This window comes from Nocardia aurantia (assembly GCF_009604425.1).
Lineage (GTDB): Bacteria > Actinomycetota > Actinomycetes > Mycobacteriales > Mycobacteriaceae > Nocardia > Nocardia aurantia.
On the sequence record NZ_WEGI01000003.1, the window covers coordinates 194,422 to 206,693 of the forward strand.

General features: G+C 70.0%; 13 protein-coding genes. 3 read left to right on the plus strand and 10 right to left on the minus strand.

From position 1 onward, the window contains the following. The first annotated feature begins 158 nt into the window (after positions 1–158). Together NRB56_RS07330 and NRB56_RS07335 are read left to right on the plus strand one after the other, a co-directional pair. On the plus strand, positions 159–995 hold the full coding sequence (locus NRB56_RS07330; protein ID WP_153339779.1) for an NAD(P)H-binding protein: 837 nt from the start codon (positions 159–161) through the stop codon (positions 993–995). Beyond that, the gene (locus NRB56_RS07335; RefSeq protein WP_153339780.1) at positions 992–1,852 is read left to right on the plus strand and encodes an alpha/beta fold hydrolase; all 861 of its coding nucleotides are present in this window, start codon (positions 992–994) and stop codon (positions 1,850–1,852) included. The genes NRB56_RS07330 and NRB56_RS07335 overlap by 4 nt, the downstream gene beginning before the upstream one ends. Positions 1,853–1,866: 14 nt before the next feature. On the opposite strand, the gene NRB56_RS07340 is transcribed toward NRB56_RS07335, so the two are convergent. The 10 genes from NRB56_RS07340 to NRB56_RS07385 are packed head-to-tail and all read right to left on the minus strand — an operon-like array spanning position 1,867 to position 11,463. Continuing rightward, positions 1,867–2,952 carry an NAD(P)-dependent alcohol dehydrogenase gene (locus tag NRB56_RS07340; RefSeq protein WP_153339781.1) on the minus strand — a complete coding sequence of 362 codons (1,086 nt, stop codon included), beginning with the start codon at positions 2,950–2,952 and terminating at the stop codon, positions 1,867–1,869. Positions 2,953–2,972: 20 nt separating this feature from the next. Further along, a complete protein-coding gene (locus NRB56_RS07345) occupies positions 2,973–3,566 on the minus strand; it encodes a hypothetical protein (RefSeq protein WP_227837337.1) in 594 nt (197 codons plus the stop codon). 28 nt (positions 3,567–3,594) lie between these two features. After that, positions 3,595–4,551, minus strand: coding sequence for an MlaD family protein (locus tag NRB56_RS07350; RefSeq protein ID WP_153339782.1), 957 nt, complete (start codon positions 4,549–4,551; stop codon positions 3,595–3,597). Next, positions 4,548–5,612, minus strand: coding sequence for an MlaD family protein (locus tag NRB56_RS07355; protein ID WP_153339783.1), 1,065 nt, complete (start codon positions 5,610–5,612; stop codon positions 4,548–4,550). The genes NRB56_RS07350 and NRB56_RS07355 overlap by 4 nt, the downstream gene beginning before the upstream one ends. Next, positions 5,609–6,703 carry an MlaD family protein gene (locus NRB56_RS07360; RefSeq protein WP_153339784.1) on the minus strand — a complete coding sequence of 365 codons (1,095 nt, stop codon included), beginning with the start codon at positions 6,701–6,703 and terminating at the stop codon, positions 5,609–5,611. Before NRB56_RS07360 ends, NRB56_RS07355 begins: the two co-directional genes overlap by 4 nt. Further along, positions 6,703–7,734 (minus strand): MlaD family protein, encoded by a 1,032-nt coding sequence (locus NRB56_RS07365; protein WP_319942687.1) that lies wholly within the window; start codon positions 7,732–7,734, stop codon positions 6,703–6,705. The genes NRB56_RS07360 and NRB56_RS07365 overlap by 1 nt, the downstream gene beginning before the upstream one ends. Then, complete coding sequence (locus NRB56_RS07370; protein ID WP_153339785.1) at positions 7,722–8,726, minus strand: MlaD family protein; 1,005 nt, start codon at positions 8,724–8,726, stop codon at positions 7,722–7,724. The genes NRB56_RS07365 and NRB56_RS07370 overlap by 13 nt, the downstream gene beginning before the upstream one ends. Further along, the gene (locus NRB56_RS07375) at positions 8,726–9,766 is read right to left on the minus strand and encodes an MlaD family protein (RefSeq protein WP_153339786.1); all 1,041 of its coding nucleotides are present in this window, start codon (positions 9,764–9,766) and stop codon (positions 8,726–8,728) included. Before NRB56_RS07375 ends, NRB56_RS07370 begins: the two co-directional genes overlap by 1 nt. A 3-nt stretch (positions 9,767–9,769) precedes the next feature. Beyond that, positions 9,770–10,633 carry an ABC transporter permease gene (locus NRB56_RS07380; RefSeq protein ID WP_153339787.1) on the minus strand — a complete coding sequence of 288 codons (864 nt, stop codon included), beginning with the start codon at positions 10,631–10,633 and terminating at the stop codon, positions 9,770–9,772. Continuing rightward, the gene (locus NRB56_RS07385; protein WP_153339788.1) at positions 10,633–11,463 is read right to left on the minus strand and encodes an ABC transporter permease; all 831 of its coding nucleotides are present in this window, start codon (positions 11,461–11,463) and stop codon (positions 10,633–10,635) included. Before NRB56_RS07385 ends, NRB56_RS07380 begins: the two co-directional genes overlap by 1 nt. A 321-nt stretch (positions 11,464–11,784) precedes the next feature. Between NRB56_RS07385 and NRB56_RS07390 the strand changes: the two genes are divergently transcribed. Beyond that, entirely contained in the window at positions 11,785–12,267 is a 483-nt protein-coding gene (locus NRB56_RS07390) for a MarR family winged helix-turn-helix transcriptional regulator (protein ID WP_153339789.1), read from the plus strand. Positions 12,268–12,272 lie beyond the last annotated feature (5 nt).

Sequence of the window (12,272 nt, forward strand, 5' to 3'; positions counted from 1 at the left end):
AATCTATTCTCTCAATTTCGAGAGAGTCTGGATCCGCCGTTCTGTCAACCCTTCCGGGCGATTTGTTTTCGCGCAATTCCGGTGTACCTTCGACATCGCGATCGGCCCTGGGAGGCGGCCGGTTCCGCGATTCCGATGTGCGATGGAAAGGTGTTCCGATGACTGTTGTCGTGACCGGTGCGACGGGTACGGTCGGCGGGCTGGTGGTCCGGCGTCTGCTCGAGGCCGGCCGGGAGGTGCGGGCGGTCACCCGCGACCCAGAGGGGGCGGTGTTACCGGATTCGGTCGAGGTGGTCGGTGGCGATCTCGATGTGCCCGATTCGCTGACGCGGGCCTTCACCGGGGCGGAGGCCCTGTTGCTGATCGCCCGGCCCGCGACCGCGGCGGACGTGGCCCGGCTGGCGTGTCGTTGCGGGATCGGCCGGATCGTCACGCTGTCGTCCATGCTCGCCGACTCCGAGCCGCCGGACGCCGTCGGGCATCGCGCAATGGAACGGGCGGTGGAGGGCGTGGAGGTGGCGTGGACCCACCTCCGGCCCGGGATGTTCGCGGCGAATCTGCTGACGTGGGCCCCGTCGATCCGGGCCACCGGTGTGGTGCGCGAACCGTACGCGGCCGCGGCGCAGACGCCGATCCACGAAGCCGATATCGCCGCGGTGGCCGCGACCGCCCTCGTCGGGGCGGGCCATGCCGGTCGGAGATATCCGCTGACCGGTCCGCAGACCCTGACCAAGGCCGAACAGGTGGCGGCGATCGGCGCCGGAATCGGGCGCGCACTCGAATTCGAGGAGATCTCGCCCGACGAGTGGCGCCGGGAGAACGCCGACCGGGTACCACCTTTCGTGCAGGATTTCCTGCTCGACATCTGGGCGCGCAGCGCCGCGCGACCGGAGCCGGTGCTGAACACCGTCGCGGAGGTGACGGGCCGGCCCGGCCGGCCGCTGGTCGAATGGGCGGCCGATCGAGCGGCGGAATTCGACGGTGCCCCGCGATGATCGAGGAACGCATCGTCCGGGCCGGTGCCCTCGAGTTGTGGACCGAACGGCGCGGCGACCCCGATGATCCGGTGTTGTTGCTGATCGCCGGCGATACGGCCTCGGCGACCGGCTGGCCGGAGCCGCTGGTTCAGCGCTTCACCGACGCCGGATATTCGGTGATCCGTTACGATCACCGCGATACCGGGCGCTCGACCTGGCGCGAATTCGCCGCTCACCCCTACACTTTCGACGATCTGGCGGCCGACGCCGTATCCGTGCTCGACGGCTGGGGCGCCGGTGCCGCCCATGTCGCCGGGTTCGGAATGGGTGGCGGCATAGCCCAATTGCTGGCCATGGATCATCCGACGCGATTGCGCACGGTCACCCTGAGCAACTGTTTCGCGCTGGGTGTCGACTTCTTCGGCAACTGGCGGCGGGCGCTGACCGGGGAGCCGACGCCGGACGGATTGCCCACCCCCGACCGGAGATTCGTCGAACTCGCCCTGGGTTCCGCGCCCTCGGGGGATGCCGTCCGCCGTGCGCTCGCCGGCGACTTCTATGACGAAGCCGAGGTGGACGCGGCCTTGCGGATCGCGGAAAGACATGCCGGGCAATCGGATACGCGCGCCGCGCATCCGCACTCGCAGGTCCGGGCCGGGCTCGATCACCGCGGCCGGGACCTACCCGCCATCACGATCCCGACGCTGGTGATCCAGGGCCTGCGCGACCCGATCAATCCACCGCCGCACGGCCGTCATCTCGCCGGACTGATCCCCGGCGCTCGGCTGGCCGAGATCCCCGGCCTGGGCCACTCGTTGCCCGCGGCGGTGCACGACGCCTACGCCACCGTCGTCCTCGGGCACCTCGGCGGATAGCGGGGGCGGGCGGGTCATTCGAAGGTCAGGACCGGTTTCACCACCGCGCCGCTCGCACAGTCGGCGACCGCGTCGTTGATCTTCCCGAGGGGATAGGTGCGGATCAGGCGGTCCATCGGGAACAGGCCACGGCGGAACCAGTCCAGGAGGACGGGAAGGAAGTGCTGGGGGTCGCCGTCGCCCTCGAGACAGCCGCGCAGGGTCTTGCCCTGGCCGATGAGTTTCGCCACCTCGATGGGGAGGGTGGGTTCGCCGAGGGCCACCAAGGCGAGGGTGCCGAGGGGAGCGAGGGCGTCGATCGCCTGGGCGATCACCGGGGCCAGGCCGGTGGTGTCGAGAGCGTGCGAGACGCCGCCATGGGTGGCGTCGGCGATCCGGGCCGCGACATCGGGTTCGGCGCCGTCCACGACCACATCGGCGCCGAGGGCGCGGGCCAGTTCCAGGCGGGCGGGGGCGATGTCGACGGCGACGACGGTGCCGGCGCCGAGCGCGCGAGCGGCCAGCAGCGCGGCCATGCCGACGCCGCCGGTGCCGAAGATCGCGACCGTGGCGCCGGCGGGCGGGCGCAGCACATTGGCCACGGCGCCGGCGCCGGTCTGGATACCGCACCCGAATGCCGCTGTGCGCGTGAGGTTCACGTCGGGGCCGACGCGGACGAGGTTGCGGACCCCGGTGACGATGTGCGAGGCGAAACTCGACTGGCCGAAGAAGCCGCCGACCACCGGTTCGCCGCCGACGCGCAGTGGTGACTGTTCGCCGAAGCGGCCGCCGTTGCGAACTACCCATTCGGCGCAGTACCCGGGATGGCCGGCGGCACAATACCGGCAGGCGCCGCAGCTGCTGTAGGTGACCAGGACGTGGTCGCCCGTGGCGACGGCGGTGACACCGTCGCCCACGGCCTCGACGACGCCCGCGCCCTCGTGACCCAGGACGATCGGCAGGTCGGCCGGGAAGTTCCGGCGGGCGGACAGATCCGTGTGGCAGATGCCGGCGGCGACGACGCGCACCAGTACCTCGCCCGGACCGGGCGGGCGGAGGGTGGCGGCCTCGACGGTGAAGGGGGCGTCGGCGCCGCGGGCCACCGCTGCGATGATGTCCATGGAAGTGGTTCTCCCGGTGCTCATTTCGCCGGCAGTGCGTTCTGCAGGCCGCCGACGTCGGTGATGGCCCAGCCGGCGTTGCGGTCGATGGTCAGCGAATAGGTGACGGTGGTCTGTGCGCCGTCGGGGTTCTGGGCGCTGGTGGACGTGACGTTCAGGTAGGCGTTCACCTTGTAGATGCCGCCGGATTCGGAGGTGACCGTCGCGGACAGCGGCGCCGCCTTCGAGGTCCACTGCAAGGGGAGCAGGATCTGCTCCAATTGCGGTGCGGTGGCGTCGAATTTGGTGGACAGCTGGGGGCTGGTACCGGCTTTCAGGCGGGCGAGCCAGCCCTTGACGTCGTGGAAATCGATGGTGGAGGCGCCGACGGCGTAGGTCGTGGCGATGTCCTCGGCGTGCTTGTCGCCGGCGGCGGCGTGGTCGCGGTCCGCGAGGGTGGACCGGGCCGACAGGTACAGGCAGGCGAAAACCACTGTGGCGGTGAGCAGGACGGCGATCACCAGGCCCCGCAGGACGGCGGGGACTCCGATGGAGATGGTGAGCGAGGTGCCTCCGGTCCGCGGCGGCGCGGGTTCTGCCGCGGTGCCGGACTTCTCGTCTGTCGCGGTGGTCATCGGATCCTCCTCGCCGGGCCGGGGCCGGCTATTTGACGGTGATTCGCAGATGCACGGTGCCGTCGGGATCGACGTTGTGCAGTGCCTGGTCGATGAGTGCGCCGAGGTCCAGTCCCGGTGCCCGGTGCACCGCGTCGTCGACCGCCGGTTTCAGCACCGGCGCCAGCGGCGCGACACCCGGGCCGATCCTGTTCAGCAGGTCGGTGAGGTCGCTCATGAACGGCGTGAGCCCGCCGCCGGTGAAATAGTCGGCGACCGGCCGGCTTTCGACGAACGCCGAGGCCTGTTCGACGATATCGCTGAGCGCCTGGCCGAATCGGCCGAGTTCCGGCCCCGCGGTGGCCATCGACGGTCCCAGCCAGTCGATGTCGCCGCCGAGCGCCTGCATGTCGGCGAACAGCTGACGGACGGTATCGGTGCGGCTCAGCAGCGTCGCCGCGAGGAGGGTGGTGGAGCGTTGCAGGGTCTGCATCGCGGCGTCGGTTCCCGACAGCGCGCGGTCGAAGGTGCCGACCAGGCTCGCGACGGACTCCGGATGCAGCTGACCGAGCAGCGCGACGAGGCGGCCCGACAGCTCCGTGATGGTCATCGGCGTGTGGACCTGTTCGGTCGGAACCATCTGGCCGTCACGCAGATACGGGCCGGCGGCGCTCGGCGGCGAGAATTCGATGTACGGCTCGCCGAGGGCCGAGAGTTGTTCGATCCGGACATCACTGGCGACCGGGATGCGGTAGCGATCGTCGATGCGCAGCCGGACCAGCACACCGGTGGCCTGTTTGCGGACCTCCTCGGCGTGCCCGACCTGGATGCCGTTCAGCAGCACGGGCGCGTGCGGGCCCAGCCCGCCGGAGGTCGCCAGACGCAGGTCCGCGGTGCGGAAGTCGCGCCGGGGGTCCATGTGCAGCACCCCGACCGTCATATAGCCGACACCGAGCACCAGCACCGCGGCGATCGCCGAAAGGGAGGTTGTGGCACGGAGATTCATCGGACGGCTCCGATCATGCGCAGCGTGTCTATGACGCGGGCGGTCTGCTCCGCGGAAGTCGGTGTGGCGGCCGTGGTGTCGCCGGAGCCGACACCGACCAGGTTCACCTTCGGCCCGCGGTCGACGAACGGGACGAGCCGGTTCGCGACGAGGTCGGTGAGTTTCGCCAGGTTGGACGGTGATCCGGTGTCGAACACACTGGCGCCGAACAGCATCGGCACCACCGCCCGGGTGGTGTCGTCGAGGGCCGACAGCATCGGGCCGAGCCAGCGCAGGCTCGGTGCGAGGGGACCGAGCGCGGTGAGCACGAAGATGACGGTGATCGTGGTGTTGATCGCGTCGGTGGTGTGCTGCACGCCGTAGGGCGTCAGCAGTTCGTCGAATTTCGGTGCGTTGCCGAGTAATCCGTCCTCGGTGGTGGTCCGCAGACCGCCGACGAGCGCGTGGATCGAGTCGGTGTGGGCGGCCAGGTCGGTGAGATCGGCGCCGAGCGTCCCGGCGATCCGGGCGGTGTCGGCCGGATCCTGCGGCAGGACCCCGTTCATCGTGCGGACGATGTCCTGGATGTCGGTGATCGCGCCACTGCCGATGAAGGTGGCCAGCCGCGCGAGGATGTCCTCGATCGGGGGCGACCCGGTGGTGTCGGACAACGGGATGGTGGCGTCCGGCGCGAGCGCGCCCGCGGCGCCGTCGGGGGTGGTCAGCGCGATGTGGACGTCGCCGAGCGGGGTCTCCTGCCGCAGTTCGGCGGTCGTCCCGACCGGCAGCCGGACCGCTCTCCGGATCGCGACATCGGCGACGACGCGCCCCTTCGCCGCGTCCGGGCCGGGGTCGACCACGGTGACGCCGGTGAGCTGTCCCACGCGCACGCCGTCGGCGATGACCTTCGCGCCCTCGGGCAGATTGAGCACGTCGGCGAATTCGATGCGCAGGTGATAGGTCGGTCCGCGCACTCCCGTTCCGGGGACGGTGATGTCGGCGGGCCGGACGTCACAGCCGGCGGCGGTCAGCGCGACCGCGACCGCCAGTGCGGCCACCGGACCGCGGCGGTACCTCGTCATCGCGCGCTCACCGCCCCCAGCAGCTGCGGGATGGTCACCGTGCCGTTGTCCGCGGCGGGGCAGGGTCCTCCGGTGAGGGTCGCCAGCGCGGCGCACAGTTGTGTCGCATCCTGTTGGGGCAGTGTAAGTTTCGGCGGGGCGTAGCCGATCGTGAGGCGGCCGGTGGCGGGATCGATCGCCCCGGCGAATCCGGTGGCGACGGCCGGCGCCATCCGGATCACCTCCGCCAGCGAGCCGACGCCCGCGTCGATCAGTCGCGGCAGATCGGTCATCGCGTCGAGGTCGTGCAGGATCGGTGAGCCGAACATGGTGATGACATCGTTCAATTGCGGGAGGGTCTCGGTGAGATTCGCGACGATGCGGACGATCTCGGGTATGGCGATGACGTTGATGTCGCCGAACGCCTGGGTGAGGCCGGTGATCGAATCCTGTACCGCGGGCCAGGAATCGCGGGCGCGGTGCGCGAGTTCGGCGAGGGCGTCGATCAGTGCGCCGAGGTGGCCGATGGCCGCGTCGGGGGAGTTCAGCGCCCGCGCCAGCGCGGTGATCGTCTCGTTGAGTTGTCCGCCCGATCCGGCGGTGGCGCGGTCGAGCGCGTCGAGTCCCGCGCCGAAGGCGTTGCGCTGGGCGGGATCCGCGTCGCCGCCGAGTTGGGCGGACAGCCGGGCCAGTGCGTCGAAGGTCTGCGAGAGGCTTTTGGGCGTCAGGGTTCTGGTGATGCAGCGGCCGGAATCCCGAGCCGGCCCGCCGGGTTCGTCGCCGATCAGTGCGAGCTTGCGGTCCGCGACGAGGGTGTCGCTGACCGTGACGGCCCCGACGTCGGGAGGCAGCTTCCGGTCGGCGCGCACGGTGAACCGCACCAGCGCGGTGGCGCCGCCGGGTTCGATCGTGGTGACCCGGCCGACCGGTACGCCCATGATCGTGACCGCGCTGCCCGGGTAGAGCCCGATGCTGTCGGGCATTTCGGCGCAGTACCCGCGCACCGGCGGCCCGGATCGGGTGAGGGTCAGCCCGAGGGCGGCCGCCAGCACGAAGACGAGGACGGTCGCCGCGGACATCAGTCCGCGCGATCCGAGCAGGCGGGTGAGCATCAGCAACTGCCCCCGGGGATCGGCACGCAGATGGCGGGCGGCGCGATCGTGGCCGCGGACTGGTCCACGGTGACGCCGCCGCCGGGCGGAAGATACGGCAGCAGGCGCTGTTCCAGCCCGCGCAGCGAATCCAGCAGCGCGTTCATCCCGGTGCCGAGTTGTTCGAGTTTCGGTACGGCGTCGGCGAGCGGTCGCGCGCGTTGCCGCAGCGTCTCGTCCCACGCCCGGCCCAGCGGTGTCGCGTCGTGCAGCACGGTGGCGAGGTCGCTCAGCGACCGGCTGATCTGCGTCTTGTTGTTCTCCACGATGTTCTCGAGCGCGTGCAGCGTGCCGATCAGTTGCCCCAGCACACCGGCGTTGGCGTCTAGGGCGGTCAGATAGTCGTCGGCGATCGAGAGGGTCGCGGAGATGTCGGCGTTCTGCTTGTTCATGATCGCGACCAGATCGTCGGCCGCCCGGATCGCGGCACGCAGTGCGTCGGGGCTGTTCCCGATCGAGCCGGCCAGGGCCGCCAGATTCTTCCGGAGGGTGTCGCCGTCGACCTCCCGGACCGGCGTCACGGCGTCCTGGAACGCCTGGGTGAGATTGTAGGGAGTGGTGACCCGTTGCGGCGGAATCACTTTCGAGCCCAGCGGGGCGGTGCCGGCCGGTTCCGCGGCGATGTAGTACCCGCCGACGACCGTGAGCATCCGGACGTCGAGCGTGGTCCGATCGCCGAGGAAGACGCCGTCGGCCACGCTGAACGTCATGCGCACGCGGTCGCGGAGCAGGGTGAGCGCCTTCACCTTCCCGACGGGGATGCCCGCGATGCGCACGTCGTCGCCGGGACGCACGGCGTCGGCCCGGGTGAGTTCCGCGGTATACGTGTGCTCCGACGCGGTGCCGGTTGCCGCGACCACGCCGAGGGCGGCGACCAGGACCAGGATCGCGCCGATACCGGCGACGCCCCAGCGTATTTCGGTGCGGCGCCGGGCGGCGTCGGTGGTCGCGGCGGGTGCGGTGCGGCGCCCGGACCTCGTCAGGAATGGCACAGGGTGATCCTTTGTCCGGCGATCAGCAACTGGATCGGTGCGGGCGCGACCGCGATGCCGTGCGAACAGGTCATCGCCGCGTCCGGCCCGGTCGGGGGCAGGGTCGCGGTGATCGCCTGCAGCAGGCCCGGCAGTCGCGCGAAAACCGTGGCGGCCTGGCGGGTGTCGGGAAAACTGCGGTGCAGCAGCGCGTCCAGGTCGCGATCCCGGTCGCCGCTGACGCCGAGCACGGTCAGGATGTCGCGCAGCGGTTGCAGCACCGGCGGGATCGCGACCGCGAAATCGACCAGGCCGGGCAGCTTCTCGGTGATGGCGGTGAACAGGTTGGTGAGGTTCGCCAGGAGTTTCATCGCGTCGCCGGATCGGCCGCCGAGGTGATCCGACACCGTCCCGAGGTTGGCGACCAGCGTGGACAGCACGGCCTGCCGATCGGAGGCGTACCGGCTGAGGGTGTCGATGGCCCCGAGCGCCGGGCCCAGGCCGGTGCCGTCGCCCTGGACGACGGCGAGCAGGCTGGTGCCGAAGCGATTCAGGTCGTCCGGCGACAGTTGGGCGAGCACCGGCTGTAAACCCTTGAACAGCAACGTGATATCGAAGGCCGGTACCGTGGCGGCGGTGTCGAAGACCGCCTTCGGGTCGCGCCGGGGGCCGGGCCGGTCGGGCTGCTGGATGTCGAGATAGCGGAATCCCGTGAGGTTCTGGTAGCGGATCGCGATCTTCGTGTCGACGAACAGCGGCCGGCCGCGGGCCACCGTGAACCGGACCCGGGCCAGCGTGCCGGACAGGGCCACTACCTCGACCTTGCCGACCTGGACTCCGTACAGCCGCACGTCGTCGCCGGCCCGCAGCCCGTTGGCGTCGGTGAACATGGCGGTGTACGTGTCGGCCCGGCCCGCGACGGGGCGTTCGACGACCCGGAAGACCCCGATCAGCGCGAGCGTCATCGCCAGCACGGCGATCGAGATACGCAGTGCCAGTGCGCGAGTCGACATCAGCGTCCCCCCGCCGGGAGTGCGGCGCCCAGCGGGACGGCCAGCCCGGGTACCAGCGCGAGGTCGACGTTCAGCACCGGTCCGTCGGAGGTGTCGTGGAAGGCGGTGTGCAGCCGGTCGAGCAGATCACTCAGTCGCCCAGCGGAATCGCCGGTGGCGCCGATCGAGGAGTTCAGCTGCCCGAGGATCGCCGCGACGATCGGGATGAAGCCGCCGAACCAGCCCTCCGCGACGGTGGCGGTGCGAGTCACGGTGGGCAGCAACCGATATTGCAGCCCGTTGAACATGTCGCCGTACTTCTCGATGTGTTCCGGTGTCGCCAGGTACTTGTTGGTGTAGGCGGCGTCGACGACCGTCAGCCCGCCGGTGAGCATCGGCGGCAGTCCGGCCAGTACCGAACCGAACCGATCGAACAGCAGCGACGGCGGTAGCTGCTGGGTCTCGGCGAAGGACCGTGCGGTCGTCCCGACGGCCTGGAGCAGCGGGGTGAAGGCCGTGAGATCGTGTGAGGCCTTCACCAGCAGCGCGGCCAGTTCGGGAGTCAGCACGTCGCCGGTGAGCCGGCCCGTGGACTCCAGCAGCGCGGACAGTGTCGCGTCGCGGACCCGATCCGCGGCCGCACCGGTCAGATCGACCGTCGACCCGTTCGCGAGAACCGTTCCGCCGCTTGCGGAATGCAGTTGCAGGGCGCTGACCCCGAACAGATTGCCCGGGGCGTAGTCGACGCCGAGGTTGTCGGTGAGGCCGAACAACTGGGATCGCGTCAGCGTCAGCGCCAGCCGTTGCCGGCCGGGGCCCGCGGTGTCGATCGCCTCGACCGCACCCACTTTCACCCCGTCGAGCCGGACATCGGTGCCGGGGCCGATACCTTCGCCGACATGGCCGGTGAGTACCGAGACGTGGATCTCGTCGGCCGGTTGCGGGCGAGGTGCGACCCGCCAGCCGATCAGCACGGCGAGCGTGAGAAGGACGGCCCCGGCGCCGAGCAGGCGGGCGCGGCGCGGGCCGACCTCGGTTCCGGGAAGGGCATACGGTGGCATCACTCACCCGGTGAACGTGATCGGGGACCGGAAGCCCCACAGGACGATGGTCGCGAACATGTCGAGGGCGATGATCGACACCAGGCTGGCGCGTACCGCGCGGCCGGACGCGGTACCCACGCCCTCGGGGCCGCCGGTGGCGAAATAGCCCTGATAGCAATGGATCAGGACGACGGCGACGGCGAACACCAGCACCTTGATCGTGGCGGCGACGACGTCCCAGCCCAGCACGAATTGATCGAAGTAGTGATCGTAGGTCCCGGCCGGCACCCCGTGGATGGTGGTGACGATCAGCTGGCAGGAGAGGTAACTGAGGATCAGCGCCACCACGAAGGCCGGCGCGACGGCGACCAGACCTGCGATGACACGTGTCGTCACGACGAAGGGAACCGAACGCACACCGAGGGATTCGAGGGCGTCGATCTCCTCGGAGATGCGCATGGAACCGATCTCGGCGGTCATCCGGCAGCCGGCCTGCGCGGCGAAGCCGACTCCCGCCGCGATCGGCGCGAGTTCCCGGGTGACGCCGAAGGCGGAGATCAGGCCGCTGAGTTGGCCCAGCGACAGCAGATTCAGCGCGCTGTAGGCCTCGATTCCGATGGATCCGCCCATCGCCGCGCCGAGCAGCAGCATCAACGGCACCACTCCGCCGCCGACGATGACCGATCCACGGCCCCAGGTCATATCGGTGACGACCCGGAGCGTCTCGCGGCGGTAGTGCGCCAGCGTGTAGGGCACCGAGGACAGCACCTGCCAGCCGAAACCGATGGCGAATCCCAGGGATTCGACGGCGCCGAACGGCCGGACCCGATGCCGTAGCCGGGCCAGCCGGCGCAGTCCGGCGGGGGCGAACGAGGCCGCGGTCATCAGGCCATCCTCAGCGGGAAGAACATCGTGACCACTTGTGTGACAACGGTATTGAGCACGGCGACGGCCGCGACCGACATCACCACGGCGGCGTTGACGCCGTCGGCGACGCCGCGCGGGCCGCCGCTGGCCTCCAGTCCGCGCTGGCAGGCGATGACGACCACCAGGAAGCCGAAGATCAGCGCCTTGACCAGCGACACCCAGATGTCGATCGGCGTGGTGAAGGAGCCGAACGAGGCCCAGTAGCTTCCGGGCGTGACGCCGAGCGCGGTGACGGCGACCGCGAAACCGGAGGCGATGCCGACGACCACGATGAGCACGTTGAGCAGGGGAGCGACCAGCATCATCGCCGCGATGCGCGGAACGACAAGGCGCTGAACGGGATCCACCCCCATCACCCGCAGGGCGTCGACCTCCTCGCGGATGGTGCGGGCGCCCAGGTCGGCCGCGATGGCCGCCGCGCCGGCGCCGCCGAGCATCATCGCCGTCGCCATCGGCGCACCCTGTTTGATGACGCCGAGGCCACCGGCCGCGCCGATCATGGAATCGGCGCCGAGCTGGGACACGATGTTGCCGACCTGCGCGGAGACGATGACGCCGAACGGAATCGCCATGAGCACGCTCGGCGCGGCCGTCACCTTGACGAGGAACCAGGCCTGGGCGAGCGCCTCGTGCACCTGGAATCGCCCGCGCACGGCGTCGGTGACACCGATGCGCACGGCCCGGGCGCCCATGGCCGCGGCCCTGCCGAAGGTGGCGAGCGCGGACAGCACGGTATCGGAGAAATTGCGCCACAACGCCGCTCGTGCGGTATTCCGGACGGCGGTCATCTACGAATATCCGGCGGCGGTGAAAAGTGTTGGTACTGCATCGGACCAGCAATTCCTTCGTTGCAACGAGCGGCGCGCGCCGCGCCTCGATTCGGGCCGTTGTCGTAGGGTGCCCCGGCGGGTAGTTAAGTAACTTAACAGGCAAGGTACACGCGCCACTGTGACCCGGTCAACACCCCGCTCCCCGCTCCGGCCGGCGCCTGCGAGCCGGCCGGAGTAGGCGCCGGCGCCGGGCGGGTCGTGCATACTGATAGCCACGTCCACGCGACGACCGGCCCGCTGACGTGCGCCGGGCCGGTTCACGGTCGGAGAGGAAACCCGGTGGCGGAGACCGATGCAGAGGTCGCCCAACGACTCACTCTCGGACTGCTCCGCGTCGTGAACAAGATCTCCCAGGGCCGCCGGACGCCGCGCGAATACGGTTCGGGTCCGCCGATGACCTTGCTGGAGGCCGAGATGTGCCTGCTCATCTCACTCGCCGACGGCGTGACCGGCAGCGAATTGTCGCAACGCCTGGGCGTCACCCGTTCGGCGATGTCGCAGACGATCACCAAATTGAAACAGAAGAAATTCGTCCACGAGGTCCCCGATGCCGGCGACGCCAAACGGAAGCGGCTCTACGTCACGGCGTCGGGTCAGCGCGCCGCCGGCGTCGCCGACGGATACGCGCAGGCGATGATGAAGCAATTGTTCGACACGTCCCGGGAAGAACTCGACAGTTACAGCCGGCTCGTCGCCAAATGGGAGGCATTCCTCGACGACACCCGGGACGAGTGGGGGAAATCGGCGGACACCGATCTCTGACGCGA

What these genes read in the sequence shown, in the direction of transcription:
- NRB56_RS07330 (WP_153339779.1), top strand. Translation starts at nt 159, where the DNA reads ATGACTGTTGTCGTGACCGGTGCGACGGGTACGGTCGGCGGGCTGGTG.
- NRB56_RS07335 (WP_153339780.1), top strand. Translation starts at nt 992, where the DNA reads ATGATCGAGGAACGCATCGTCCGGGCCGGTGCCCTCGAGTTGTGGACC.
- NRB56_RS07340 (WP_153339781.1), bottom strand. Translation starts at nt 2,952, where the DNA reads ATGGACATCATCGCAGCGGTGGCCCGCGGCGCCGACGCCCCCTTCACC.
- NRB56_RS07345 (WP_227837337.1), bottom strand. Translation starts at nt 3,566, where the DNA reads ATGACCACCGCGACAGACGAGAAGTCCGGCACCGCGGCAGAACCCGCG.
- NRB56_RS07350 (WP_153339782.1), bottom strand. Translation starts at nt 4,551, where the DNA reads ATGAATCTCCGTGCCACAACCTCCCTTTCGGCGATCGCCGCGGTGCTG.
- NRB56_RS07355 (WP_153339783.1), bottom strand. Translation starts at nt 5,612, where the DNA reads ATGACGAGGTACCGCCGCGGTCCGGTGGCCGCACTGGCGGTCGCGGTC.
- NRB56_RS07360 (WP_153339784.1), bottom strand. Translation starts at nt 6,703, where the DNA reads ATGCTCACCCGCCTGCTCGGATCGCGCGGACTGATGTCCGCGGCGACC.
- NRB56_RS07370 (WP_153339785.1), bottom strand. Translation starts at nt 8,726, where the DNA reads ATGTCGACTCGCGCACTGGCACTGCGTATCTCGATCGCCGTGCTGGCG.
- NRB56_RS07375 (WP_153339786.1), bottom strand. Translation starts at nt 9,766, where the DNA reads ATGCCACCGTATGCCCTTCCCGGAACCGAGGTCGGCCCGCGCCGCGCC.
- NRB56_RS07380 (WP_153339787.1), bottom strand. Translation starts at nt 10,633, where the DNA reads ATGACCGCGGCCTCGTTCGCCCCCGCCGGACTGCGCCGGCTGGCCCGG.
- NRB56_RS07385 (WP_153339788.1), bottom strand. Translation starts at nt 11,463, where the DNA reads ATGACCGCCGTCCGGAATACCGCACGAGCGGCGTTGTGGCGCAATTTC.